This is a genomic window from Caballeronia sp. DA-9, assembly GCF_051615025.1.
GTDB classification, from domain to species: domain Bacteria; phylum Pseudomonadota; class Gammaproteobacteria; order Burkholderiales; family Burkholderiaceae; genus Caballeronia; species Caballeronia sordidicola.
Window position 1 is genome coordinate 2,452,642 of the sequence record NZ_CP195133.1, and the last position, 25,940, is coordinate 2,478,581.

Annotated in this window: 25 protein-coding genes and 1 pseudogene; 15 read left to right on the top strand and 11 right to left on the bottom strand. The window is 61.2% G+C overall.

Translation table 11 applies throughout. The features are described from left to right. Both ACRWA7_RS27495 and ACRWA7_RS27500 read left to right on the top strand, forming a co-directional pair. Nucleotides 1–732: a DUF3106 domain-containing protein gene (locus ACRWA7_RS27495; RefSeq protein WP_438393489.1), complete on the top strand. Its 732-nt coding sequence runs from the start codon at nt 1–3 to the stop codon at nt 730–732. A gap of 3 nt (nt 733–735) precedes the next feature. Continuing rightward, complete coding sequence (locus ACRWA7_RS27500; RefSeq protein ID WP_060858496.1) at nt 736–1,260, top strand: RDD family protein; 525 nt, start codon at nt 736–738, stop codon at nt 1,258–1,260. A 23-nt stretch (nt 1,261–1,283) separates the two neighbouring features. On the opposite strand, the gene ACRWA7_RS27505 is transcribed toward ACRWA7_RS27500, so the two are convergent. Next, nucleotides 1,284–2,033 carry a class I SAM-dependent methyltransferase gene (locus ACRWA7_RS27505; protein ID WP_438393491.1) on the bottom strand — a complete coding sequence of 250 codons (750 nt, stop codon included), beginning with the start codon at nt 2,031–2,033 and terminating at the stop codon, nt 1,284–1,286. A gap of 373 nt (nt 2,034–2,406) precedes the next feature. Between ACRWA7_RS27505 and ACRWA7_RS27510 the strand changes: the two are divergent. The 6 genes and pseudogenes from ACRWA7_RS27510 to ACRWA7_RS27535 form a co-directional block, all read left to right on the top strand. Next, nucleotides 2,407–3,198 (top strand): annotated as a pseudogene (locus tag ACRWA7_RS27510) (UDP-2,3-diacylglucosamine diphosphatase); the annotation flags it as partial. A 26-nt stretch (nt 3,199–3,224) separates the two neighbouring features. Continuing rightward, nucleotides 3,225–4,256: a glycosyltransferase family 4 protein gene (locus ACRWA7_RS27515; protein ID WP_060858493.1), complete on the top strand. Its 1,032-nt coding sequence runs from the start codon at nt 3,225–3,227 to the stop codon at nt 4,254–4,256. 123 nt (nt 4,257–4,379) lie between these two features. Continuing rightward, nucleotides 4,380–4,889: a diacylglycerol kinase gene (locus ACRWA7_RS27520; protein WP_438396801.1), complete on the top strand. Its 510-nt coding sequence runs from the start codon at nt 4,380–4,382 to the stop codon at nt 4,887–4,889. A gap of 129 nt (nt 4,890–5,018) precedes the next feature. Continuing rightward, nucleotides 5,019–5,735 carry a TetR/AcrR family transcriptional regulator gene (locus ACRWA7_RS27525; RefSeq protein WP_438393494.1) on the top strand — a complete coding sequence of 239 codons (717 nt, stop codon included), beginning with the start codon at nt 5,019–5,021 and terminating at the stop codon, nt 5,733–5,735. After that, nucleotides 5,735–6,319: a TIGR00730 family Rossman fold protein gene (locus ACRWA7_RS27530; protein ID WP_060858490.1), complete on the top strand. Its 585-nt coding sequence runs from the start codon at nt 5,735–5,737 to the stop codon at nt 6,317–6,319. The genes ACRWA7_RS27525 and ACRWA7_RS27530 overlap by 1 nt, the downstream gene beginning before the upstream one ends. Nucleotides 6,320–6,335: 16 nt before the next feature. Beyond that, entirely contained in the window at nt 6,336–7,082 is a 747-nt protein-coding gene (locus ACRWA7_RS27535; RefSeq protein WP_438393496.1) for an SDR family oxidoreductase, read from the top strand. 11 nt (nt 7,083–7,093) lie between these two features. Here the strand turns inward: ACRWA7_RS27535 and ACRWA7_RS27540 are convergent, their stop codons facing one another. From ACRWA7_RS27540 to sugE, 4 genes are all read right to left on the bottom strand, one after another. Beyond that, nucleotides 7,094–7,504 carry a group II truncated hemoglobin gene (locus ACRWA7_RS27540; protein ID WP_060858488.1) on the bottom strand — a complete coding sequence of 137 codons (411 nt, stop codon included), beginning with the start codon at nt 7,502–7,504 and terminating at the stop codon, nt 7,094–7,096. A 21-nt stretch (nt 7,505–7,525) separates the two neighbouring features. Continuing rightward, nucleotides 7,526–10,087: an ABC transporter permease gene (locus ACRWA7_RS27545; RefSeq protein WP_438396802.1), complete on the bottom strand. Its 2,562-nt coding sequence runs from the start codon at nt 10,085–10,087 to the stop codon at nt 7,526–7,528. 119 nt (nt 10,088–10,206) lie between these two features. Continuing rightward, on the bottom strand, nt 10,207–10,854 hold the full coding sequence (locus ACRWA7_RS27550) for a DUF4126 domain-containing protein (RefSeq protein WP_060858487.1): 648 nt from the start codon (nt 10,852–10,854) through the stop codon (nt 10,207–10,209). Nucleotides 10,855–11,212: 358 nt separating this feature from the next. Next, a complete protein-coding gene (sugE, locus tag ACRWA7_RS27555; RefSeq protein ID WP_438393499.1) occupies nt 11,213–11,533 on the bottom strand; it encodes a quaternary ammonium compound efflux SMR transporter SugE in 321 nt (106 codons plus the stop codon). 352 nt (nt 11,534–11,885) lie between these two features. Here sugE and ACRWA7_RS27560 point away from each other — a divergent pair, with 352 nt between their 5' ends. After that, nucleotides 11,886–13,349, top strand: a complete 1,464-nt coding sequence (locus tag ACRWA7_RS27560) for a cytochrome ubiquinol oxidase subunit I (RefSeq protein ID WP_438393500.1) — start codon at nt 11,886–11,888, stop codon at nt 13,347–13,349. Then, nucleotides 13,346–14,350 (top strand): cytochrome d ubiquinol oxidase subunit II, encoded by a 1,005-nt coding sequence (cydB, locus tag ACRWA7_RS27565; RefSeq protein WP_438393501.1) that lies wholly within the window; start codon nt 13,346–13,348, stop codon nt 14,348–14,350. Before ACRWA7_RS27560 ends, cydB begins: the two co-directional genes overlap by 4 nt. Nucleotides 14,351–14,394: 44 nt before the next feature. On the opposite strand, the gene ACRWA7_RS27570 is transcribed toward cydB, so the two are convergent. The 4 genes from ACRWA7_RS27570 to ACRWA7_RS27585 form a co-directional block, all read right to left on the bottom strand. Further along, nucleotides 14,395–14,865, bottom strand: coding sequence for a hypothetical protein (locus ACRWA7_RS27570; RefSeq protein ID WP_438393503.1), 471 nt, complete (start codon nt 14,863–14,865; stop codon nt 14,395–14,397). A gap of 26 nt (nt 14,866–14,891) precedes the next feature. Beyond that, entirely contained in the window at nt 14,892–15,455 is a 564-nt protein-coding gene (locus ACRWA7_RS27575; protein ID WP_060858483.1) for a peroxiredoxin, read from the bottom strand. A 78-nt stretch (nt 15,456–15,533) separates the two neighbouring features. Then, nucleotides 15,534–16,862, bottom strand: a complete 1,329-nt coding sequence (locus ACRWA7_RS27580; protein WP_438393505.1) for an EAL and HDOD domain-containing protein — start codon at nt 16,860–16,862, stop codon at nt 15,534–15,536. Further along, nucleotides 16,849–17,130, bottom strand: coding sequence for a hypothetical protein (locus ACRWA7_RS27585; protein ID WP_438393506.1), 282 nt, complete (start codon nt 17,128–17,130; stop codon nt 16,849–16,851). Before ACRWA7_RS27585 ends, ACRWA7_RS27580 begins: the two co-directional genes overlap by 14 nt. A 286-nt stretch (nt 17,131–17,416) precedes the next feature. On the opposite strand from ACRWA7_RS27585, the gene ACRWA7_RS27590 reads away from it, so the two are divergent. Further along, on the top strand, nt 17,417–19,366 hold the full coding sequence (locus tag ACRWA7_RS27590; RefSeq protein WP_438393508.1) for a putative bifunctional diguanylate cyclase/phosphodiesterase: 1,950 nt from the start codon (nt 17,417–17,419) through the stop codon (nt 19,364–19,366). A 244-nt stretch (nt 19,367–19,610) separates the two neighbouring features. Further along, nucleotides 19,611–21,086: an HDOD domain-containing protein gene (locus tag ACRWA7_RS27595; RefSeq protein ID WP_060858482.1), complete on the top strand. Its 1,476-nt coding sequence runs from the start codon at nt 19,611–19,613 to the stop codon at nt 21,084–21,086. Nucleotides 21,087–21,146: 60 nt separating this feature from the next. Here the strand turns inward: ACRWA7_RS27595 and ACRWA7_RS27600 are convergent, their stop codons facing one another. Beyond that, complete coding sequence (locus ACRWA7_RS27600) at nt 21,147–21,479, bottom strand: hypothetical protein (protein WP_438393510.1); 333 nt, start codon at nt 21,477–21,479, stop codon at nt 21,147–21,149. A 307-nt stretch (nt 21,480–21,786) separates the two neighbouring features. Next, nucleotides 21,787–23,406, bottom strand: a complete 1,620-nt coding sequence (locus ACRWA7_RS27605) for a methyl-accepting chemotaxis protein (RefSeq protein ID WP_438393511.1) — start codon at nt 23,404–23,406, stop codon at nt 21,787–21,789. A 309-nt stretch (nt 23,407–23,715) separates the two neighbouring features. Between ACRWA7_RS27605 and ACRWA7_RS27610 the strand changes: the two genes are divergently transcribed. From ACRWA7_RS27610 to ACRWA7_RS27620, 3 genes are all read left to right on the top strand, one after another. Continuing rightward, nucleotides 23,716–24,969 (top strand): MFS transporter, encoded by a 1,254-nt coding sequence (locus ACRWA7_RS27610; protein WP_060858479.1) that lies wholly within the window; start codon nt 23,716–23,718, stop codon nt 24,967–24,969. Between the two features lie 137 nt (nt 24,970–25,106). Next, entirely contained in the window at nt 25,107–25,412 is a 306-nt protein-coding gene (locus ACRWA7_RS27615) for a hypothetical protein (RefSeq protein ID WP_438393513.1), read from the top strand. Then, complete coding sequence (locus tag ACRWA7_RS27620; RefSeq protein WP_438393514.1) at nt 25,391–25,915, top strand: helix-turn-helix transcriptional regulator; 525 nt, start codon at nt 25,391–25,393, stop codon at nt 25,913–25,915. The genes ACRWA7_RS27615 and ACRWA7_RS27620 overlap by 22 nt, the downstream gene beginning before the upstream one ends. Nucleotides 25,916–25,940 lie beyond the last annotated feature (25 nt).

Sequence of the window (25,940 nt, forward strand, 5' to 3'; positions counted from 1 at the left end):
GTGAGTTACAAGCGCGGCCTCGCGATTGTCTTTGGATGCGCAATTGCGGGACTTGTCGCGTTTGCCGCCACCTATCCGCGTTTCTACCCGGCCGCTTCCGCCGTTACTGTCGCGTCCGCGCCCACGGGCGCAAGCGCGGGTGAGGTACTAGCTCCGCTCTCCTCGCTTTCTCCCGACAGCCCTCTCGCCTGGAGCCGGCTCACCGAAGCTCAGCGGACCGCGCTTGCGCCTTTCGCCACGCAATGGGATCAGTTCAGCGAAGAGCGAAAGCTCAAATGGATGAAGATTGCGTCGCGGTATCACAAGCTCTCGCCAGAGGGACAAAAGCGATTGCACGAACGCATGGCGGAATGGGCGCGCATGACGCCGGACCAGCGCAAGGTCGCGCGGGAAAATTACCAGGTTTCCAAATCCGTTCCGGTTGAAAAGCGCGAGCGCGCCTGGGACGCGTATCAAAAGCTTCCTGAAGAGCAGAAGAAAAAGCTCGCGGCGACCGAAAAACCGCGCCGGCCGACGGTTGTCAGCGCGCCGCCCTCTGGAAAAACCGAAGTCAAGGACATTAACCGGCTGATTACCAGCCGGGAGCATCCGCACGCGTCCGAGCCAACGCAAGCGCAACCTACGGCGCCCGCGCCCGTTTCCCCGGCCATTCCGAGTGCCGCGAGCTTTGTTCCCGCCACGCCGATCCCCGTATCGCCTCAACAGGCGCCCTCGATCTTCAACGGTTCCTGAACCATGGAGAGTGCTTCCTCCGAATCACTCGCGCGGGCCCCATTGGTCGCGCCCAAGCTTCGGCGGCGCCTCGCCACGATGGTCTATGAAGGCGTGATCCTTTTTGGGATCGTGTTTATTGCCGGATATCTGTTCAGCACGCTCACCCAGCAACGTAACGGACTGACCCATCACAACCTGTTGATGACGTGGATCGGGATCGTGCTGGCGGTCTATTTCGTGTACTTCTGGACCCACGGCGGCCAGACGCTGCCGATGAAAACCTGGCGCCTGAAAGTAGTCGATGCACGCGGAGCCAAAGTTTCCACAGCGCGCGCCGTCTTGCGGTTCGCGCTTGCGTGGCTGTGGTTCCTGCCGCCGCTCGCGTTGCATCCGCTGCTTGGCCTGACCATCCCCGTCACGCTGGGTCTGTGCGCCGGCTGGATCGTAGTATGGGCAGCCGCTGTCTGGCTCGATCCCTCCCGGCAATTCCTGCACGACCGTCTGGCCGGAACGCGCGTGGTGGCCGTCTCGCCAGCCGCCGCTTGAGCGACTGACAAACCGCTTGCGTTCTAGCTCAGCCAGTCTGGATCGTGGTTCAACGCCATGTGCAGGTTGTTGTTGAAATGATGCACGCGATACCCCTCCCCCTCGAATAGCGTCAACAAGGCGCGGCGCGTGTAAAGCGTGATGTGGCCATTGCGCGGCGCGATGTACCAGTTGTCCATGCCGCGTGCGGGCACGTGATCGATGGTCAATGTCGAAAACACCAGCACGCCGCGCGGGCTCAACATGCTCAACGCTTCCCGGACGGTCGCAACGGGTTTCGGCGTATGTTCGAGCACTTCGAAAGCGCTAATAAAGTCGAAGGGACCCGAAGGTGACGGTGAGCCGACTGCGTCCATCGGGTCCCAACTGTGGGCGTCTACTCCGGCTTCCTGTAACAATCGCGCCAGCGTTCCATTGCCGCCGCCATAGTCCAGGCACTTCAGGTCTCGCCCCTTCTTGATGAAATCTCGAATGAATCCTGCATTCGACGCCGGCCGTACATCGATGTAATCCGGATCGATCAGCACATAGTCTTCGTTGTAGATGTGCTGCGCATAGTCGGCCTTGGTCCAGTCATCGAATGCGCGCGTGAAAACAAGGCCGCAGTGGTTGCATCGATGGTAATAAACCGGCACACCAACGAGCGGCAGGTAGCGTCCGCGCGCTTCTTCACAACTTTTGTTGAAATCGGCAACACCGTAAAGAGGCGCTTGAGAATTGCAGATCTTGCACGTCGAAACGTGCACGACTGGACGTACCGTTACATTGTCCATTTGCTTAGGATTCCACTGGAAACCGGGGAGTATAGGGGCAAAATCAGCGCTGAAAGTTGACCTTGCGCGTGCTTCATTTATCGCGATAAGTTTCGGCTCGATTGCCGCGACCCAACCACCTCTCGCCAATAAGAAGTTTTTGTGACTGTCATGGCACCGTCATGCGCGCGTGGCGCAATGGGCTCACTGCAACCCGTTGCGCGCGCCCATGGCCACCAAATCGTCTGCGAGTAACCTGAGTGATCTGTTAGGCATTACCCTGCGCGATGCGGAAGCCATCGCGTTTCGCACCGACGTCGCACCGCCCGCCCCGCCAGAAAGTACCAGCGCCAACCTCATCCCCCAGCCGGCTTTCCGCCCCGCCAGCGGCCCCGACGACAACCCCGCCGACCACCGATACCGCACCATCTGGCTCTCCGACATCCACCTGGGTTCCGGCGGCTGCCAGGCGAACTATCTGCTCGATTTTCTTCGCCACAATGATTCGGAATACTTGTATCTGGTGGGCGACATCATCGACGGATGGCAGCTTCGTAAAGGCTGGTTCTGGCCGCAGGCGCACAACGACGTGATCCAGAAGATCCTGCGAAAGGCCCGCAAGGGCACGCAGGTGGTGTACATCCCCGGCAATCACGACGAAGCCGCGCGCCAGTTCTGCGACCTCGCATTCGGCGACATCCACGTACGCCAGGAAGCGTTTCACACCACGCTTGGCGGCAAGCGCTTGTGGATTGTCCACGGCGATCTCTTCGACGGCGTTATTCAGCACGCCAAATGGCTCGCCTATCTCGGCGACACGCTCTACACGCTCATTCTGCTGCTCAACCGCTGGTTCAATCGCGTGCGCAGCCGCTTTGGCCTGAACTACTGGTCGCTCTCGCAATACCTCAAGCATCAGGTCAAGAACGCAGTCAACTTCATCTCGAAGTTCGAGTCCGTGATGACCGACGAAGCGCGCCGGCGCGGCTGCGATGGCGTGGTCTGCGGCCACATTCACAAAGCGGAGATCCGCGACATCGACGGCGTTCTCTACTGCAATGACGGCGACTGGGTCGAAAGCCTGTCAGCGCTCGTCGAGACCTTCGAAGGCGAACTCAAGATCGTGTACTGGACGGTACTGCGCTCGCCGGAACACCACGCACAAAAGGCCGGGGCAACCGCCTGAGCGCTTAACAACCGAGAGGCCATCGAATGAAAATCATGATCGTGACCGACGCATGGGAACCTCAAGTCAACGGTGTCGTGCGGACATTGAAAAGCACGAGCCGCGAACTGACGGCGCTGGGACATCGCGTGGAATTGCTGACGCCGCTCGAATTCAAGACCATACCGTGCCCGACGTATCCCGAGATCCGGCTTTCGCTGTTGCCGCGAAGCCGCGTGGCACAACGCATTGAAGAGTTCGCGCCTGATGCATTGCACATTGCAACGGAAGGCCCGCTTGGCATGGCGGCGCGTTCATTTGCCATCCGCCACAAGCTGCCGTTCACGACCGCTTATCACACACGATTTCCCGAGTACGTTCAGGCCCGTTTTGGCATTCCGCTCGCCGCGACGTACAAGTTCCTGCACTGGTTTCACAAGCCGTCACAAGCGGTGATGGCGCCCACACCGGTTGTAAAAACCGACCTGGAAAAGTTCGGTTTCACGAACGTGGTGCTGTGGACACGCGGCGTGGATCTGGATATCTTTCAACCGATGGACTCGAAGGTTCTCAACACCACGCGGCCGATCTTTTTGTACGTTGGACGGGTTGCTGTCGAAAAGAATGTCGAGGCTTTTTTGAAGCTGGATCTGCCCGGTTCGAAGTGGGTGGCGGGCGAAGGTCCGGCGCTTGCGGAACTGAAATCGCGCTATACGAACGTGAACTATCTCGGCGTGTTGTCGCAAGCCGAGCTTGCAAAAGTGTATGCAGCCGCCGATGTTTTCGTGTTCCCGAGCCGCACGGACACCTTCGGGCTGGTGCTGCTCGAAGCCATGGCATGCGGCACGCCGGTGGCGGCTTATCCGGTGACCGGTCCTATCGACGTGCTGGGAACGGACGGACCCGGCGCGCTCGATGAAGACCTGCAGGAAGCCTGTCTGCGCGCGCTCAAGATCGAACGTGCCGATGCGCGCGCGTGGGCAGAAAAGTTTTCGTGGCGCGCGGCATCGGAGCAATTTGCCTCGCATCTGAAGCCGCTCGGCGCGCACGGCGCAACTCAGAAGCAGGCCGCGGCGTAGAAGCGGCGCCTGCTGTGCAGCCGCTCCTCACGGCAGGCATACTGTGCCTGCAAAAAACCGTGAATCAATGCATTCCCACCGACCCGCAATGTGAAAGCCAAACCTTCAGTGCAAGCGGACTCGTTGCTTTATGTTCACCGTGAGCCCTTCGATCATGAAGAGGTGAGCGCTGGCATCGACGCTCCGCCGCACGCCCACGAACCCCTAAGTCCCGACGATACGCCCGGCTCCCTGCCCTTCAATCCGTACAAGGGCAATCGCGGCCTGACACGCGCCTGGCACGCGATGAAAAACTCGCTGAACGGCTTTCGCGTGGCAATCCGCGAGGAAAGCGCGTTCCGTCAGGAACTCACGCTCGCGGCCATCCTCCTGCCTTGCGGAATTTTCGTGCCGGTCTCGCCGGTGGAGCGCGCGGTGCTGATTGCGTCGGTGCTGCTCGTCTTGATGGTGGAACTGCTCAATTCGAGCGTGGAAGCGGCTATCGACCGGATTTCGCTCGAGCGCCACGAGCTTTCCAAGCGCGCGAAAGACTTTGGCAGCGCGGCGGTAATGGTCGCGTTGCTGGTGTGCGTGCTGACGTGGGGACTGATCGTAGGTCCGCTTCTCTGGCGATGGGCGCTCGCGCTGTTCTGAGGCGAGCCCACCCCGCGAACCACCCGTTTATAATCGTCCGATATTCAAGACAGCCTCCGGTTCCCAAGGCTCGACGCGCCGCCGCCCAGACGGCGCTCGCGGGGAGCCGGTCAACCAGGTCCGGACGACATGGAAGCAAAACCTCCCCGCCGCACCCGTGAACGGATTCTCGAACTGTCGCTGAAGCTCTTCAACGACATCGGGGAACCGAACGTCACGACAACGACCATCGCGGAAGAGATGGAGATCAGTCCAGGCAATCTGTACTACCACTTCCGCAACAAAGACGACATCATCAACAGCATCTTCGCGCAGTTCGAGCAACTGATCGAAAAGCGGCTGCGGTTTCCGGACGACCACCGGCCGACTATTGACGAAATGTGGTCTTACTTGCAGTACATGGCGGATTTCCTCTGGCAATACCGCTTTTTGTACCGCGACCTGAATGACCTGCTTGCCCGCAACCGCACGCTGGAAACGCACTTCAAGCAGATCATCACGCACAAGGTGAACTTCGCGCAGCAGCTCTGCGACGCGCTTGTCGCCGACGGCGAAATGGTCGCGACGCCCGCGGAGATCAAGGTGATCGCGACCAACATGGGGATTATCGCGACGTACTGGCTGTCGTATCAGTTCGTCATGAACCCGCGCAAATACAACGAGCAGGACACGATTCGCGCGGAATTGCATCAGGCAAGCCTGAATATCATCTCGGTGATGGCGCCGTATTTGCGCGGCCGTTCGCGGCAGATTTTCGATGACCTCGTGTCGGGGAAAATGCCTGAGCGCGTCTTTGCCGACTACCGCGCGCCAAAGGACGACGGCGCGCCCAAGGAACCTATCTAATGAAAGCAGTTTGCGTATATTGCGGCTCCTCGAACGGAGCCCGGCCGGTCTATGCCGAAGCGGCCAAGGCGTTCGGACGCGCGCTGGTCGAAGCGGATCTCGCGCTGGTCTATGGCGGCGGAAGCGTCGGCTTGATGGGCACGATCGCCGACGAAGTGCTGGCGCACGGCGGCCGCGCCATCGGCGTGATTCCCGAGTTGCTAATGAACAAGGAAGTCGGCCACAAAGGCTTGACGGAACTGCACGTCGTACCCGACATGCATCAGCGCAAGAAAAAAATGGCCGATTTCTCGGATGCGTTTGTATCGATGCCAGGCGGTGTTGGCACATTCGAAGAGCTATTCGAGGTTTATACGTGGGCGCAGCTTCGATACCACGAGAAGCCCGTTGCACTGCTGAACATCGACCATTACTACGATCCGCTTCTCGACATGCTGCGTCATACGGTCGAGGAAGGTTTCATGCGCGCGCCGTTCCTCGACATGCTTCAGGTCGAATCCGATCCGGTGAAACTGATCGGCGCGCTCAAGGCTTACGCACCGCCGGCTATCGATCGCTGGCCCGAGAAACGCGACGCTGTCTGAACCAGGAACGTTGAAGATGCCAAAGATCGTCTTGATCACGGGCGGGAGCCGCGGCATTGGGCGCTCGGCCGCCTTGTTGTGCGCGGCGCGCGGCTGGTCGGTCGGCGTGAACTACGCGACGAACCGCGCCGCCGCCGATGAAACCGTCGCCCGAGTGGAGGCTGCGGGCGGGCGCGCTATCGCAATCCAGGGCGACGTCAGCCAGGAAGCGGACGTGGTCGCCCTGTTCAACGCCACCGAGAAGGCTTTCGGCCCGATCGATGGCTTCGTGAACAACGCGGGCATTGTCGCGCCGGGTTCGCCGCTGGCCGACATGGACGTGGCGCGCATGAAACGCATCTTCGATACCAACGTCCTCGGCGCCTATCTCGGCGCGCGCGAAGCGGCGCGGCGCATGTCGACGAAGCGCGGCGGTGTCGGCGGGTCGATCGTGAATATTTCATCTGCGGCGGCGCGGCTGGGCTCACCCAACGAGTACGTGGATTACGCCGGTTCCAAAGGCGCCGTCGATACGCTGACCATCGGGCTTGCCAAGGAACTCGGACCGGAAGGCGTGCGCGTGAATGCCGTGCGGCCGGGACTGATCGATACCGAGATTCACGCGAGCGGCGGCAAGCCGGACCGCGCGGCGCAATTGGGTGCGCTGGCCCCGCTCGGCCGGCCCGGAACCGCTAATGAAGTCGCGGAATCGATTGTGTGGCTTTTGTCGGACGCGTCGTCTTATGTGACGGGCGCGTTGCTCGATGTCGCCGGCGGACGATAGGTTTTTACCGCTCAGCCGGGACGATTGCGCATCCAGTCGGCGGTATCGAAGAAGGACGTGAGCAGGCGTTCACGCATGGGCTCGGCGAGCCCGATGTCTTCCATTGCCCACGCCATGCAGCGCAGCCATTGATCGCGCTCCGGCGATGCAATCGCGAACGGCAGATGCCGCGCGCGCAAGCGCGGATGGCCAAATTTGCTGATGTAGTAATCGGGGCCGCCCATCCAGCCGCACAGGAACCAGAAGAATTTGTCGCGGGAATTGTCGAGCGTAGGCGGATGCAAGCCACGCAGTACCGCAAACTCGGGTTCCAGATCCATCAAGTCATAGAACCGGTCGACGAGCGCACGGACACGCTCCTCGCCGCCGATCAATTCGAATGCCGTAGCTTGCTGCGTTTCCTGGGATGTTGCGTCGGTCATGCTTGATTATCAAAAAATATCTCAGGCGTCCCGCAGCGACTGCAATGCGGGACGCGACAGCACGCGGCGCAGGCTCATCCAGCCGCCCAGCCCCGAACAGACGACGCCCGCCGCAATGCCAGCCGGCACGAGCCACGGATTGAAGTCGATGTGAAACTCGAACACGCGCGTCGCCAGCAAAAAGCCTATGCCTTGCGCGCCAAGCGCCGCCATCAGGCCGCTTAGTGCGCCAACCGCGATGAATTCCGCCGTCTGCACCGAGCGCACCTGCTTGTGCGACGCGCCGAGCGCGCGCAGCAGCGCGGACTCGCGCATGCGTTCGTCACGCGTGCCGGCAAGCGCGGCGTACAACACGAGCACGCCAGCTGCCAGCGTGAAGATGAAGAGGAACTGCACGGCGCCGATCACCTGTTCCAGCACGCGCTGGATTTGCGCGAGGATCGGCGCGGTATCGATGGCGGTCACGTTCGGATACTGGCCGACCAGTCCGTCGATCAATCCCTGCTGCCCCGGCGGCAAATGAAAGCTCGTAATGAACGTGGCAGGCAGGTCGCTGATGGACGGCGGCGGCATCAGCACGAAGAAGTTCACCTTGAACGAATTCCAGTCGACCTTGCGCAAGCTCGTGACCGGCCCCTCGACCTGCATGCCGGCGACGTCGAAGCGCAATGTATCGCCCAGTTTCACGCCGATGGTCTTGGCAAGCCCTTGTTCTATGGATACCTGCGGCTTGCCGTCCGTGCCGTACCAGTCGCCGCCGACCAGGCGGTTGTCGCTTGGTAGTTCTGTGGTGTACGAGAGGTTGAATTCGCGGTCGACCAGCCGTTTGGCATCGGCTTTCTCGTAGTTGTCCGGGCTGACAGCCTTGCCGTTGACCGCGACAAGACGGCCGCGAACCATGGGCGACAACGCCGCGTCGGCCTGTCCATGCTGCTTCAGATACGTGGTGACGCCGGCGCGCTGGTCGGGCTGGATATCGATCAGAAACTGATTGGGCGCATCGGGCGGAGTCGATTGCCGCCAGCCGGCGATCAAATCGCTGCGCGTCATGGCGATCAGCAACAGGCACATCAAACCGATACCCAAGGCCGTGATCTGCAACGCGCTCGCCCCGCTGCGCCGTTCCAGCGACGCCAGCGCATAACGCCAGCCCACGCCTGCGCCCACGCGCTCGCTGCGCACAAACCGCGCGGCCGCCCAGAGCGCCACGCGCGCAATCCCGCCGAACACGAGCAGCCCGCCCGCGAAACCGCCCGCCACGATCCCGCCGAGCTTCAACTCGCCCGCCGCGATCACGAGCAGGCCGGCGAACAGCAGCACGCCGGCCGCGTAGGCGACCCAGGCGATCCGGCCTGCGTCGCCGAGTTCACGGCGAATCACGCGCACCGGCGGCACGCGCGTGAGCGGCAACAACGGTGGAACGGCAAACCCAAGCAGCAGCACGAGCCCCGTTGCCACGCCCTGCAAGGCAGGCCAGATGCTCGGCGACGGCAATTCGACATCGACAAGCGTTCCTAGCCAGCTGAGCAACACAAGATGGCCGCCGAAACCGAGCACGACCCCCACCACGCTGCCAAGAATGCCCACCAGCAAGAACTCGCCGATAAACAACGACCGCAACGTCGTCTGACTCACGCCGAGACAGCGCATGGCGGCGCAACCATCGAGATGACGGCGCGCGAAGCGATGCGACGCCATCGCAATCGCGACCGCGGCAAGCAACGCGGTCAGCAACGAAACGAGGGTGAGAAAGTGGCTCGCCCGGTCGATGGTCTGACGCACCTGCGGCTGGCCGTCCTGCAGCGATTCGAGCGCAACCCCGCGAAGCTTGCCGCCTTGCGCCGCTGCGCCGCTTGCTGCGCCATTCGATCCGTTTGACGCGCCATTCGCTTTTCCATCGACCTTGTCGCGGGCGAACTCGGCGAACTGCTTGACCTGCGCATCCGGCCCGGCCACCAATAGCCGATACGTCACGCGGCTGCCAAAGGTCACGAGGCCGGTGGAGGCGAGTTCGTCGTCGCGCATCATCAGGCGCGGCGAAAAACTCACGAACGAAAAACCGCGATCCAGTTCACGCGTGATGATGGCTGCGACCGTGAACGTACGCGTGCCCACGCGAACCATTCCGCCGACAGGCACTTTCAGCGCATCGAGCAAAGCGGCATCGGCCCAGACGGTGCCGGACGCGGGAATGGACATGGCAGGCGCATCGGGCTGACCGGCCGCTGGCGCAATGCGCAACGCGCCGCGCAGCGGATACCCGGGCGAAACTGCCTTGAGTGCGGACAGACGCGCCACGGGCGCGGAAGCAGCGCCGGGAACGCCGGCGCTGATCATGCTGGGGAAAATCGCGGTGGTCGCCGTCCTGAGCTTGAGTTGCGCCGCTTCGGCGGCAAACGCGGGATCAACTGGATGATCGGCGCGCACGACAAAATCCGCCGCAATCATTTGCCGCGCATCGCGCTCCAGCCCCTGCCGCATCCGGTCGCCGAGAAAACCGACACTCGCCAGCGCGGCAACCGCCAGAACGAGCGCGAGAATGAGCATTGTCAGTTCGCCGGCGCGCCAGTCGCGCGCCGTCATGCGCCACGACTGACGTGCGATCTGCACGATCCCCAGCCCACGTTGATGCAAATCCCGTTTCGAATCCTGCTTCAAGGCCTGCTTCGAATCCGAACTGCCGCTATTCAGGGTACCAATGCTCAATCGTGCTTGCTCCTGAACGGTCCGACACTGGAATTCACCCGCGCACTGACGCTTGGAACGGGCAGCATGTGTTTGGCCATCCGGCCGAATCCCCCGCGCACGCCTCTCACGAGCCGCGGTAGCGCCCATCCGGCGCACAGCAGGAACGCGATGATCAGCACCAGGCACAACAGCGGCACGAACAACGCGAGGGTGATGCCGAGCAATGCACCGAAGTCTTCCGTGGCGGAAGCAACCCAGTTCGACACCGGTTCCGGCGATAAATTGATCAGCGCGCGCGTCCCGGCTTTCGCCAGGTGCGCCGCGCCCGCGAGCGTGCCGCCGGCGAGCGCCGCGACGGTGAGCAACGCCGGATCGGCATGTCCGAATGCGCCAACGGCCAGCACGGCGCCGGCCGGAATGCGGATAAACGTGTGAATGGCGTCCCAGAGCGAGTCGAAGGCGGGGATTTTATCGGCGAAAAATTCCACGATGGTCAGCACCGCAGCCGCGCCGATCACCCATGGAGACGCCAGCACCGAGAGCGTTTCAGGCAGATGTATCAGGCCCAGCCGTTCGAACAGTCCCGCCACGAACACAGTCAGATACAGCCGTAGCCCGCTCGCCCAGGAGAGTCCCGCTGCCAGCGAAAGTGCTTCAAGCATCACCGCCTCCTTGCGCGCTGCTCACCCCGCGCCAGGCACCAGGACCGTCGCGGCGTTCCTGACTTGAGTGTTTTACCCGTTGCTCATCGACAAACAACAGGGTGGGGATAATGGACAAAACGTAAGACATTCAGCGGGACGCTTTTCCGAACACTTTGATTCACGCCCGCCGAAAACGACTGAATATTCAAGGTCATTATAGCCACGGCCCGCCTGCCGATGCATCGCGCCGTGCATTGGCGTGTCGAGCACCCAACGTTCCCGGCCCGACGCGGCGAACTGAATTGACTGTTTAACGGCGGTTTTAGTGATTGTTTGAGCCGCCACCACAGCAAAAACATCGTGAAGTTCGCCGCGATCAATGCCCGGACGACAATTTCAGTCCAATCAGCCCGATCACGATCAACGCGGCGCTCCCGACCCTCGCCGCAGTAAGCGCCTCGCCCATCATTACAATGCCAAAGATAAAAGCGCCGACCGCGCCAATGCCCGTCCAGACCGCGTAAGCGGTGCCGAGCGGCAACTGGCGCATGGCCAGCGCCAGCAGCACGAAGCTGCCAGTAGCCGTCACGACCGTAAAGACCGACGGCCACAGCCGGGTAAAACCTTCGGAAGTCTTGAGACCGGCCGCCCATGCAACTTCGAGCAATCCGGCGATAAACAACAGGAACCACGACATGGACATTCCCCGTCAATTAAATGGGGCCGTCCCCGGTGTGACAGATGCGCACGTGGTCGTCCACGCGGCATGTAATGAGAGCGTAATTATATCAACGACAAACAAATCGCGGCCATGACGCGCTTATCGCGTGGTTATCGGTGAATGTTTATCTATATAACGTTTGGCAAATAAAATCGTCGTTTAACAAAAACCTGGTTTAATCTAAACCGGTAAGCCGACATCGCTGCATTGACGCTATATCGAGATCAAGGTCAAGAAAGAAACACGGAAAGCGCCGGTCCTGCATGGGTGACAAAAGTGCGAGCGTTGTCCGGTCGAGTCCATATGAAGCTTCTCAAGCGGAGTGTTCATGGAATTAGATGCCGTTTTGCTGTCCCGTTTTCAGTTCGCGTGGGTGATCGCCTTTCATATCCTGCTACCCGCCTTCACGGTCGGGCTTTCGTGTTTTATCGCGACGCTCGAAGTGCTCTGGTGGATTACCAAACGCGACGTCTACCGGCGGCTTTCGGCGTTCTGGCTGAAGATATTCGCGGTTTCCTTCGGCATGGGCGTGGTGTCAGGGATCGTGATGCCGTTCCAGTTCGGCACCAACTGGAGCCGCTTTACCGATGCCACCGCGAGCGTCATCGGCCCGTTGATGGGTTATGAAGTCCTCACGGCCTTTTTCCTCGAAGCCGCGTTTCTCGGCGTGCTGCTGTTCGGCCGCAAGCTCGTGCCGCAATGGGCGCACGTGCTGGCCGCCTTTTTCGTGGCGTCGGGAACGGTCATTTCGTCGTTCTGGATTCTCGCGGTCAATAGCTGGATGCAAACGCCGCGCGGCTACAAGATCCTTCCCGACGGCCGCTTCGAAGTCACCAGTTTCTTCGACGCCATCTTCACGCCCTCCTTCCCGTACCGCCTCGGCCACACGGTCAGCGCTTTCCTCGTCACGGCCGCGTTCGTGATCCTGGGCGTGGGCGCGATGTACCTGAGGCAACGCCGGTCGCTCGAAGAAAGCCGCGTGATGACGAAGATGGCGCTGATTTTCCTGTTGATCATGGTGCCGGTGCAGATGGTTATCGGCGATATGCATGGTCTCAACACGCGGGAACATCAGCCCGCCAAACTCGCCGCAATGGAAGGCCTGTGGGAAACAGGCGCGCGCGTGCCCGCCGCGATCTTCGCGATTCCCGACCAGGACAATGAGCGTAACCGGTTCGAGATTTCCATACCTGTGCTTGGCAGCATCTATCTCACGCACGATCCGAACGGCGTCGTGCAGGGTCTGAAGGATTTCCCGCGCGAGGATCGGCCGAATGTCGCGGTCGTGTTCTTCGCGTTCCGGATCATGGTCGGCATTGCCGTGCTGATGTTCGTGCTCGTACTCTCGGGCATCGTCCTGTTCGCGCGCGGCAGGCTCGAGACCAGTCCGCGCTGGCTGCGTTGCGCGACCTACGGCATGCCGCTCGGGTTTATTGCGGTGCTGGCGGGATGGACCACGACCGAAAGCGGCCGTCAGCCCTGGACCGTGTACGGATTGATGCGAACCAGCGATTCGGTCACGCCATCGCTCAAGGCCGGCGATGTCGGACTATCGTGGCTGCTCTACGTGCTCGCGTACATCGTTATTTTCGGGTCGGGGTTCATCCTGCTGCGCCGCCTCGTGCGCGCGGGTCCCGCCGACGAACACGCCGATACCGACCACGACCTGCTGCAACCGGAGACGCGGGCGGCGCGGCCTTTGTCGGCAGCGTCGGCAAGCGCGGCACGCAGCACCGGCGCGGCGAAGGCAGTCAGCGCCGACGACGTCGTTCCACCGGCCAGGAGGCCATGATGCTCGACCTCGTGCCAATGTGGGCCGCCATCCTGGCGCTCGCCGTATTCATGTACGTGCTGCTGGACGGCTTCGATCTCGGCGTAGGGATGGTGTTCCTGCTGCGCCGCGACCCGGTCGAACGGCAGTTGATGATCAACTCGGTCGCGCCCGTCTGGGACTTCAACGAAACCTGGCTGATCCTGGGCGGCGGCGGATTGCTCGCCGTGTTTCCGCTGGCGTTTTCGATCATCGTGCCTGCGGTGTATTTTCCGATCCTGCTGATGCTGCTCGGCTTGATCTTTCGTGGCGTCGCGTTCGAATTCCGCGAGGTGATCGGCGCGCGCAAATGGATCTGGGACGGTGCGTTCGGCTATGGATCGCTGATTGCGACGTTTTCGCAGGGCGTGGTGCTCGGCATGTTCATCCAGGGCTTTCCCATACACGGCCGCGTTTTCGCCGGCACGAGCTGGGACTGGATCGCGCCGTTTCCGCTTCTGACCGGGATCGGACTGATCTTCGGATATGCATTGCAGGGCACGACGTGGCTCGTCCTCAAGACCGAAGGCGAACTGCAGGAATGGGCGCGCGGCATGGCGAGGAAGGTGCTGTTCGGCGTCATCGCGTTTATCTTGCTGATCAGCATCTGGACGCCGCTCAAGGACGCGCGGATTTCAGAGCGCTGGTTCAGCTTTCCCGCGAGCTTTGTGTTCGCGCCAGTGCCGGTGCTGACCGTGCTGCTTGTCTGGACGTTGTGGTCGGCGTTGGGCAAGCGCCGCGAAGTGGTCCCTTTCATGTGTTCGATCGGGCTGTTTTTTCTGGCGTTCACCGGGCTGGTGATCAGCTTGTGGCCGTTCATTGCGCCACCTTCGGTGACCTTGTGGGATGCGTCTACAACGCCGCTTTCACAGCAGTTTCTGATTATCGGGACAATGTTCCTACTGCCTGTGATCGTGCTCTATGTGGTCTGGTCGTACTGGGTTTTTCGAGGGAAAGTACGCGGCGATATGGGATATCACTAGTTTTCCCCGCTCGCGCCCGAGTAGCAATGCAAAGCGCACAAAGGTCACAGCTTCTGGTCCGTGGCCTTTTGCAGAATCCGGCTCCACTTGTGCGCCTCGCGCCGGTCGCCCATGGGCAGGATCCACTTGGGTTGCGCAGCGTCATCCACATCCAGCGCAACCTGCCACTGGCGCCCGGCGGACCCCGCTTCCATGCGCGCGCCGCGCAAATCGGCAAAGATATACATTCCGGTGCGCTCACCCAGGCGCACCTCGCACAAGCGCTTGCCCGCGGCGACCCGTATGCCGCCCCAATCGCCTTTGGTCTCGTGCGTCCAGTCGCCATCGCGGGCGTTGGGTGCGACTTCTTTCCACCGGAACCAGAAATACGCCGCAATGGCCACCACGATCAACCCCGCCACGATCGCGGCGCCCACTGCAATTGCCACGCCAAACGCCGCCGATATTGCATGAAACGACCAGAACGCGCCGTAGATCACGGCCACGAGAACAACGAGTGCAACGATAATCGGCATCGGCAAGTCACCTTGAATGCAAAGAACTACTGCGTCTTGTGCTTCGCGTTCCAGTCCTTCAACGCCTGCAACGTGTTCGCCACGTGCTGATCCGGCGACAAGCTCGTGTACTCGTAAATCACCTTGCCGTCGGGCGCGATCACGTACGAAACGCGATTCGCCATTGAGTTGACGAGCGGCATGGACGCGTCGTATTGCTTGATGATCTTCGAGTCGGCGTCGGCGGCAACCGGGAACTTGCTGCGGCACTCGCTCACCGAGAACTTCTTCAACGTGTCGATATTGTCATGCGACACACCGATCACAGTCGCGCCCTGCGCCTTGTATTCATCGACGGCATCGGCGAATTCATGCGCCTCGATCGTGCAACCCTTCGTGAACGCAGCCGGATAGAAGTACAGGACGACAGGCCCCTTCTTCAACGCGCTCGCGAGCGAATAATCGAAGACGTTGCCGCCCATGGATGCCTGCGTGGTGAAAACCGGCGCCTGGTCGCCTGGCTTCAAGGTCGCGTAGGCAACCAGGGCATACGCGGCAAACACAGTACCCAGCGATAAACCCAGCAACTTACCCGCAAATTTTCGCTTCATGAGACTCCCTTCGTTTTTGATTGGGTCTTTCATTTGAGCCACAAAATGCATGCAAGCAGGCCATCCCGCCAGCCTACCTTACTCCATCCGGTGCGCGCTGAACCACGTGGCCGCCTCGAACTGCAACTGGGCGAGCACAGCCGGCGTCAACACCCCGAACTCCGCGTCCGAGCCAATACTCGAATCCAGTTCTGGCGCATCGCCCCGCTCGGCCGCCTGCGCGATCCGCAACAACGCGCCGAGCGCGCCGTGGCCATCGACGATTGCGTCGCATATCTCTTTCGACAGCTTCAATAACTGCATGATCTCGACAGGCGGCAAATCCACCACCACATGCACGAGTGAAAATATGCCGGTCATGAAAGCGGCATCGGCGAATTCTTCTTTCGATGGCCGCAAGGCGCGCGCCGCAAGCTCCATGAACCGCGCTCGCGTGCCGACAAGCTGCACGAGCGGGTCCGAACGCCACGGCAAATGACGGCCGTCGGCGTATAGCAGCAACTGGGTCCAGCGCGATATCTGCCGCGTACCGGTCGCAACTATTGCCTCACGCAGCGACGAAACCGGCCGCGCCAGCTTGAACGCGCTTGAGTTGGCGAGGCGCAGCAACTGGACGACCACATTCGGATTGCGCTTCAGTTCGGCTTCGAGTTCCGCGATGCCGGGTTCGCCGGAAAGCACGCCGAGCAGGCGCAGCAGCGCGGTGCGCGAAGGATTGGAACGGCGCGTGACCAGCACTTGCGGGCGCGCGAAGAAGTAACCCTGGAACAGGTCGAAACCGAGCTTTCCGGCTTCATCGAAATCCTGATGGGTCTCGATCTTTTCTGCAATCAACGTCTTGCCAAGACGCTTGAGCGTGGCCGCGAGTTCCGGAATACCCGCGCGATCGGCGGCGAGAAAATCGACCTTGACGTAATCCACGTAAGGCAGCGCTTCGCGCAACGACTCGGTCAACGCAACCACGTCGTCGAGGGCGAACTGAAAGCCTGCCTCGCGCAATTGCTCGCAGCGCTTGAACAGCCCGGCATCGAAGGTGACGGTTTCGAGGATTTCAAGCACAAAGCGCTCGGGCGGCATGATATGGACAATGTCATCGAACAACAGGTCGCGATTCATGTTCACGAACCCGCGATGGTCGCCCAGCACCGCCGCCAGGCCGATCTCGCCCACCGTCCGGGCCACGACATGGGCGGTGGCCTGGACGTCGTCGAAAATGCGCGCGCGATTGTCGGGGCTGTCGCGAAACAGCAGTTCGTAAGCATGCAGCGCGCCCTTGCGATCGATGATCGGCTGGCGGCCCAGATACACGCTTTCCGGTTCCAGCAGCGCGGACAAGCCGGCCGGGTCGCCTGTTGCAGCGGCGCCTTGCGGGCTGTCTTGCGGCGGATTGTGATCAACCGGCGGCATTGAACGATCCGATAACTTCATCCGGCATCACCCGCTCGCAGCGCCATTCGAAGCCTCCTCGGGCGCGCGCCGCGAACTGGCGCGTCACGGTGCTGGGGCAGGCGGTGCCGGGATTGTGCTCCGGCTGTGACAATCGGCTTGGGGACACGGTCATGGCGTACGGCAAATGGAACGGTAGCAACTGAATGACAGTGAATAATGATGAAAGATGCTCGAGCCGGTGGAAAAAAATCGCTCGAAAGAGCGCATATCCGACCCGCTGACTCACACCTGTCCAAGCCGCACTCTACCGCAAATCGGGATAGCGACAAATGGCGTGAAACCCGCCGGGGTGAAGGCTTGCGGGCGCGCGGGCATTCTTCTAAAGAAATTGGCGACCTAACCGTTAACTTGCAAAGAACACGTCCGGTTCGCGGCCGCTGGAACGTCTGGCGGCTTGTGTCAGCATCGCCAGTCATCCTTGCGGCACCTCGATGCGGCGCGCTCGCCGGACAACGCGCGCCGCGCTTTTCACATGCCGTGCGTGCGTTCCTGACAGGCCAAACCCAAACAACATGCAAGTAAAACGGACCCGCACTCAGCGCTTTAACGCATGGCTCGCCGTCGCTGGCCAAACCCGCGCCTCCGTGCGCCGGATCGCCGCAACGCTGGTCGCAGCCACGCACGGTATTTGCAATCCCAAACTCGCCACCGTCGATGCAGCGCCGCTCGCCACACGCAACACACTGCCGGAGTCTCTCACGCACGCACCGCACAACGCGGCGCGGCTCGCTCAGGTCGTTGCAACGCGCAGCGAGCAAGCCCGGACGTCGGTCGCGTCGGACGCTCCCGCTGAGGCCACGCTCGGCGCCGTCGACTTTCTCGCGCAAGTGGACGCGTCGCTGCGGGTCACCTATGTGTCGGAGAGAAGCGTCGAGTTCCTCGGTTATCACCACGACTATCTGAGCTCGCTGACGCTGCACGAACTCGTGCCGTCGGAGGAAATCGACGAACTCGATGCGCTCGTCGCCCGCGCCCGGCAAAGCGGCAGACTCGAGACCGCGACGCTGCATCTGCTGAAGTCGCTGACAACGCCGATCTTCGTGGAAGTGCGGGTTCTGTCGCCCAGCCGCGGCGCCGCAGGCTTTGCGGTCGCCGCATTCGAGATGTCGCGATGGCGCGACACGGAAGCCACATTACGGCATGCACTCAATCACGATCCGCTGACCGGGCTGGAAAACCTGACTGCCCTTCAGGCAGCGCTCGACGCAGCCCAGGCCGAAGCCGTTCACACGCAAACACACGCGGCGCTGCTGCGCGTGGATATCGACGATTTCCAGCGCATCAACCGCGCACTCGGCTACGACGCCGGCGACGACATGCTGCGCGAAACCGCGCGCCGTCTGCAACATGCGGCACGCGCGGGCGAGCGCGTGGCGCGCGTGTCGAGCGACGAGTTTGCCGTGGTGCTGTCGGCCGGCACGGCGGCCGAAGCGGTTGCGGCGGCCGAAGACCTTGGCCGGCGGCTGCTGAGCGCAGTGGCGCAGCCGTATCTTTATCGTGGACAGCACACGCATTTGTCGGCGAGCATTGGAGCAGCCATTTTCCCCGATGCCGTCGAGCATACCGGCAGCAACCTGTTGCGCATGGCCGATCATGCGCTGGCCCAGGCCAAGCGCTCCGGCGGCAACATCGTCGTGTTTCACGCGCCCGACAACGATCCGCGCAACGCCGAGCGTCTGAACCTGGAAGCCGATCTGTACGAAGGCGTGCGCAACGGCGAATTCGCGCTGCATTTCCAGCCGATCACCGAAAGCCGTCACGGCGGCGTGGTTGGCGTGGAAGCCCTGATCCGCTGGCAACATCCGGTGCATGGCCTCGTGCCGCCGGCTGCCTTTATCCCGCTCGCGGAATCGATCGGCCTGATCAACTATCTCGGCAACTGGGTGCTCAAGGCGGCCTGCATGCAACTGGTGCAATGGGACAAGGACGGGATCGCTCTCGATTACGTCTCCGTGAACGTGTCGCCGCAGCAATTCCGCGACAAGCGTTTTACGCAAAACGTGAAGGATGCGCTCGAACTGACGGGACTCGATCCGCACCGGCTGGTATTCGAGATCACCGAAAGCCTCCTCATGCACGATCCCGAAGAAGCCACGCTGCTGCTGGAAACGCTGGCGGCGCTCGGCATTCACTTTGCCGTCGATGATTTCGGCACGGGTTATTCAAGCCTCTCCTACCTGCAGCGTTTCCCGCTTTCGAAGCTCAAGATTGACCGGAGCTTCATCGAAAACCTGCTGACTTCGCGCAATAACCGGGCGATCGTCACGGCGGTGGTCGGACTGGCCAAGTCCCTCGGCCTGGAACTGGTTGCAGAAGGCGTGGAAACGCAAGCCCAGCGTAATCTGCTGATTGAAATGGGATGTGATCAAATACAGGGCTGGCTGATCAGCAAGGCGCTCCCCGCCGCCGAACTGAAGCGTTGCTTTGAAGACAAATCGCTCTTTCTCCAGGCTGCTTTATGAGATACCGTCACGTCCTGTGACAAGTGGCGCGTTTGCTGTAAAGCTTGTGTGCCAATACGCCGTTAAACGACTGATAGGCGGCATTTAAAACGGGATTTACGCACGAGACTTACATTCGCTTTTTTCCGCGCATTACACTTCGGCTGAGTTGAAGGCGCGTCGCTGGCCTGATCACCGGCTACGCGCATAACCCAATCTGGCTCAGCCAACCGGACTGGAACCTGCAAGGCATTAAACCAATCGCATGGCAAGCAATACCAAAGCCGAATTACTGGACAAACTATGGGCGCGAATGAGCGAGCGCGGGGATTTCCCCATGCTCTCGCAGGCCTTGCGCACCACGGTATCCGCGATGAGCGACGACGACCTGGACTTCACCGCCCTCGTCCAGGTTGTTCTGTCCGACTTCGGCCTGACGCAGAAGGTCTTGAGGCTCGCCAATTCCGCGATGTACATCTCGTTCGGCGGCAACATCACGACCGTCACGCGCGCGCTGATGGTCCTCGGCATGGACGCGGTCGGCCATCTCGTGGTCGGGCTCAAGCTCGTCGACCATTTTCATCACAGCGCGCCGCGCCGCATCGACGCCAAGCTCGAACTGAACCGCACGCTGCTCTCCGGCGCGGTCGCGCGGCAAGTGACCGAGCGCAGCGAATTCCGGGCATCGGAGGAAGCGGTGGTCTGTACGCTGATGCGGCAGATCGGCAAGCTGCTGGTGGCGTTTTATCTCGAGACCGAATGGGATCAGTTGCGCCGCAAGGCTGCTGCCGAGAAGATCAGCGACAACCTCGCGTGCAGCGCGCTCCTTGGTGTCACGTTCGAGGAAATCGGCATCGAGGCGGCGGACCGCTGGCGCTTGCCGGAGACCATCCGCACGGGAATGCTGACGCGCGATCCGCTTCTGCCCATCGATGAAAAAACGCCGCGCCACGTGCGCTGGCTGCAGGCGGTCACCAACTACTCCACCGAAGTCGCCGATGCGCTCACGGCGCAACATGTCGACGAGTCTCATCGCGAGCATTCGCTGATCGACATTGCGAACCGCTATAGCCGCGCGCTGGCGACAGACGCCGCCACGCTCGCCGAAATGAGCCTTGCGCTCGCGAACGAAGACACGAACGACGGCGTGATGCGCGAGATTGTCGAACTGCGCGCGGATGCTGACGCGATCGCGCGCGCGGGGTTATCGGCGGAAGCACGGATTGCGGCGAGTCTTGACGACTTGCGCTCGCTGCCTTCCAGGAACGCATTGGCTCCGGTGCTTTCGCTCGCGGCCGAAGCCGTGCTTGCGGGGCTTTCGTTTTCGCGCACGGTGGTGTTCGTACGCCAGGTCAACGAAGAATTCCACGCGCGGCTCGGAATGGGTCCTGGCGTGGAATCGCTATTGCCATCGCTTAGTTTTCCAGCCGCTTTCGAGCCGGACGTCTTCCATCTGGCAATCTCGAATCCAGTGGGAATTTTCATCGAAAATGCGCGCGACCCGCGTATCGATGCACGTCTGCCGCGCTGGTTCAAATCGTCTTTCGGCGACGCCCACGCGTTTGTCCTGCTGCCGGTGAAAGCAAACGGATCGACGGTGGCGATGCTTTACGGCGACTGGACGCAAGCGCAGCAGGTGCGAAAAATCACGTCGATGGAAATGGCGGCGTTAAACGAGCTAATGCGTGAGTTAAGCCGTTTTTTTAGTAACGCCGACTGGAAAGAAATGGAATTGATCTAGTCGGCGCGCTCAGGACAGAACTGCCACGAAGCGCGCCGATTGCCCCTCCTGCCTCACCACTCATTCGCGCCAGAGAATCGCCACCGCCTGATCGCCGTACTCCACGATATACCCGCCATGCTCGCGCTGCCACGCACGTCCTTCGGCGGCGCTTGCGAACCAGACCTTCTCGTAGTCGCCGAACGCGCCGGCATCGAACCGGTATCTGTCGATGACGGCCGGCGCCTGCGTGTCCACCACGGCTTTGCACGCGTCCCAGCCGAAATGTCCGAGTTCGACTGCCAGCATGTTCAGCACATGCTTGAGCTGGATCCGCGCGCGGTTCTCGTGCAACTGCGTCAGCGTTTCATCGCGGATCGCGCCTGCGGCGAGCAGGCGCCGAAGGACCGGCATCGCGGCGCTCGTGCTCTCTGCGCGAGCAAGCCGAAGCAGCCGGCGCGCGTGGCGTCGAAGGAATTCAGTGTTGGTGATTTCAAAAAGACCAGCGCGGGGACAGGATGTTGACCACATGACGTTTCTCCTTAATGCGCCGTTCTCGCTGCGGCTAAAGGTTCAACGTTGCGGTTTATCCAGATGAGAGATAACGCGTGACAGGTGCTTTCACTTTCGCGAGACCGGGCGCCCTGCCGCGCCCGCCGCGAATTCTAGAACGAAGGCGTGCGTTCAGGCAAGCCCGCGTTCTTTCGATGGATGCAAACCCTCACTTGAGCTGAAACTTTCCGACCAGTTGTTTCAGTGCATGTGCCTGATCGTCGAGCGATTGCGCCGCGGCCGCGGCCTGCTCGACCAGCGCGGCGTTTTGCTGCGTGCCGGCGTCCATTTGCGTAACGGCGTGATTGATCTCTTCAATGCCGCTGCTTTGCTCGGCGGACGCCGCCGATATCTCGCCCATGATGTCCGTCACGCGCTTCACGGCCCTGACGACTTCGTCCATGGTCGCGCCGGCTTCGTGCGCGAACGTGGAGCCATCCGAGACGCGCGAGACCGACGTATGGATCAAGCCCTTGATCTCCTTCGCCGCCGCTGACGACCGTTGTGCGAGATTGCGCACTTCGCCCGCAACAACGGCGAAACCGCGCCCTTCTTCGCCCGCCCGCGCCGCTTCCACGGCTGCGTTGAGCGCAAGAATATTCGTCTGGAACGCGATGCCTTCAATCACGCCAATGATGTCGCCAATGCTCTTCGCGCTGGCGTTGATCTGCTCCATGGTCGCGACCACGCGGCCGACGACTTCGCCGCCTTTCTCCGCGATCTCCGACGCGTTGTGCGCAAGCGAACTCGCCTGCTTCGCGTTCTCGGCATTCTGCCGCACCGTGGACGTCAACTGCTCCATGCTGGACGCGGTCTTCTCCAGCGCGACGGCCTGCTGCTCGGTGCGCTGCGACAGGTCCACGTTGCCTTGCGAGATTTCGCCCGACGCCGACGCGATCGCTTCCGCGCTGGCCGCGATTTCGCCAACGGTCGTCGATAAACCCGACTGCATGCCGGAAAGCGCGTACAGCATGCTGGTGTTGTCGCGTCTCGCGATGGTGATGCGGTTCGACAGATCGCCCGCGGCGATGCGGCTTGCGATCTGCATGGCGTAGACGGGTTCGCCGCCGAGTTGCCTGGACAGCCGCCGCACGACCCATTCGCTCACGAAGAAAGCCAGCACGATCAGCGCCAGCGTCAGCACCGCGACCATCACGAACGACGCGTGATAGATGGACGAAGCCGTATCGATGGTCGCTTTCGCCGCCGCCCCGCGCTGCGCGATCAGCACGTTGACGAGTTTCTCCAGCTTGCCCGTTGCCACCAGCAGCGAGACGTCCTGCATGCCGACCTGCCAGTTCATCTGCGACAGATCGAGCGGCTGCTCCTTCATGAGTTTCACGAACGCGCGCAAGTCGTGGCTCCACGCGCCCACCGCGGTTGCGAGCTTCTTCTGGTCGCCCGTCGGATCGGCGAAACCCTGCAACTGGTTTTGCTCGCCGCTGATATCCGCCAATGCATGTTCGACGTCCGCGCCGAGTTCCTCGCGCTCCTTTGCCGTCGTCGCGGTCAGCAGCATCTTCTGCGAGCGGCTCGCGCGCAGGACAGCGGCGCGCAATTCCTCGGCGGCGCGGCTCGCCACATACCCTTCACGATAAATCGAGTCGGTCGAACCGTTGAGCCGGCTGATCTGCGTGAGCGCAATCACGCCGATCGCCAGCGTGCCGATCAGCACCAGCGCGAAAGCGAGCCGCAGCGACGCCTTCACGGAAAGCGAGCGGCGGCTCGCTTTCGCGTCGGCTTTGACAGTAGAACGAGCGGCGGTTGCGCGCAGCGAGAACAATTTCATCGATTGAATTCCCAAGTGTCGATTGGCATCGCGCGGCCGACGCCTTTTGAGCGGCGAGCGCGAGTACATCAATGGTCTACGGCGCGAACCCGCGCTTCTTTAGGGAAGTTTTCCGCATTTGTTACAAAACGATGTTTGATGAGCAAAATGCATGGAAAACCCTCAGATCGAGGGGGTTCGGTGTCCGGATCGCGACAAAACTTGGCCGGACAATGCATAGAGGACACTTTAAAATCACGTAAACGGGTTATCCACCAGCCGTCAAGGTAGATAACGAATGCAACGCGAGACTTCTCCCAGCCTTTCACCATGCAGACGAGTATCGATAAAAGCGCGCTCGGCGCGGCGCCCTCATTGGGTTCCGCCAGTCCGACAATCGCGGCGGCGCCCCGCACCGTATTTTCGGTTTTGGGCGCAATCAGTTTTGCGCATTTACTCAATGACATGATCCAGTCGCTGATCCTCGCCATTTACCCGATGTTCAAGAGCGAGTTCTCTCTCTCGTTCGGACAGATCGGCCTGATCACGCTGACGTATCAGATCACGGCGTCGTTATTGCAACCGCTCGTCGGGCTCTACACCGACAAACATCCGAAACCGTATTCCTTGCCAATCGGCATGGGATTCACGCTGTGCGGCCTGTTATTGATGTCGATGGCGGGAAGCTTTCCGGTCTTGCTGATCGCGGCGGCGCTCGTTGGCTGCGGATCGTCGATATTCCACCCCGAATCGTCGCGCGTGGCGCGCATGGCGTCGGGCGGCCGGCACGGGCTCGCGCAATCCGTGTTTCAGGTCGGCGGCAATGCGGGTAGCTCGCTCGGACCATTGCTGGCGGCATTGATCATCATGCCCCACGGGCAACGCAGCATTGCGTGGTTTTCGGCGGCGGCGCTGCTCGCCATTATTGTGCTGTTCAATATCGGACGGTGGTATCAGCGGCATCCCGCAGTGAAGAAAGCGCGTAGCAGCACGGTCGTGTCTTCCTTGCCCCGCAACAAGGTGATGATCGCCATGACGGTCCTGATGCTGCTCACGTTTTCGAAGTACTTCTATCTCGCGAGCATCAGCAGCTACTTCACGTTCTATCTGATCAGCAAATTCCATTTGCCCGTGGAAACGGCGCAGGTCCATCTCTTCTGGTTTCTTGCGGCAGTCGCCGTGGGCACGATCGTAGGCGGTCCTGTTGGCGACAAGATTGGCCGCAAGGTCGTGATCTGGGTGTCCATCCTGGGCGTTGCGCCCTTCACCCTGATGCTGCCCTTCGCCAACCTCTTCTGGACCGGCGTGCTGTCTGTTGTGATCGGCCTGATCCTGGCGTCGGCTTTCTCGGCCATCCTGGTGTATGCAACGGAACTGGTTCCCGGCAAGGTCGGCATGGTCGCTGGCCTGTTCTTTGGCTTTGCGTTCGGCATGGGCGGGATTGGCGCGGCGGTCCTTGGCCATCTGGCTGACGCGACGAGCATCGACTATGTCTATAAGGTTTGTTCTTTCCTGCCGCTGATCGGAGTCCTGACCATCCTGCTGCCCAATACCCGGGAGAAACCGGTTTCGGCACGCGCGTGACGTTCACGGTCATGTGAGCAGGCAAGCACGCGACCGGCGAAAGCACGACTCAAAACGAGTTTTTGTTTCGACGTTCCAGCGCCACCCAAGGTTGTCAATTGACAACTTTGGGTGGCGCTTCTACTATGGAGCTAAGGATGACTCGTTCAAAGCATCAGAAAAAGGAAATTGAAGAAGCACTGCAACACGCTGAAACACACGGGTGGCGCGTTGAACAAGGCGGGAGCCGCGCTTGGGGACGGATTTATTGTCCATTCAATGAAGCCGCTTGCCGCTGCGGCGAGTTTTGTATAACCAGTGTGTGGAGCACACCCAAAAATGCGGTCAACCATGCACGCGCCATCAAACGCGTTGTGGACAACTGCGCGTTTCACGCCGAAAAGGTTTCCCAACAATCAGCGGTCTTAATTAAATTGATGCCATGGAATACACGTTCACATTGAAGTACCGGCTCTCGGAAAGTGACTGCGATCACGAGGAATTGATCGGCCGTCTCGGCGCCGCCGGGTGCGACGACGCGCTGATCGGCGTGGGACAACCTCGCCGCATTGCGCTCGCATTCACGCGGGAAGCAGACAGCGCGGAAGCCGCATTAATGAGTGCATTGAAGGACGTCAAGTCAGCCATTCCGACGGCTGCGCTGGTGGAAGCATCACCAGATTTTGTTGGCCTGACAGACGTCGCCGATACTATTGGCGTCACGCGCCAGAACATGCGCAAGCTGATGCTCGCGAACCCTTCCACCTTTCCCGCACCGGTTCACGAAGGCAGCGCGGCGGTCTGGCATCTGGCGGAAATACTGGACTGGCTTGACGCCCGGGGAACGTATCAACTCGAGCAGGCGGTGCACGAAGTTGCTGCTACAACCATGCAAATCAACTTGGCTAAAGAGGCGGTGCACGGATTGCCGAAGACACAGTCGGCGCTGCAAAAGCTGGTTCGCTGACCGACCTTGCGCGATCCGGGGCGGC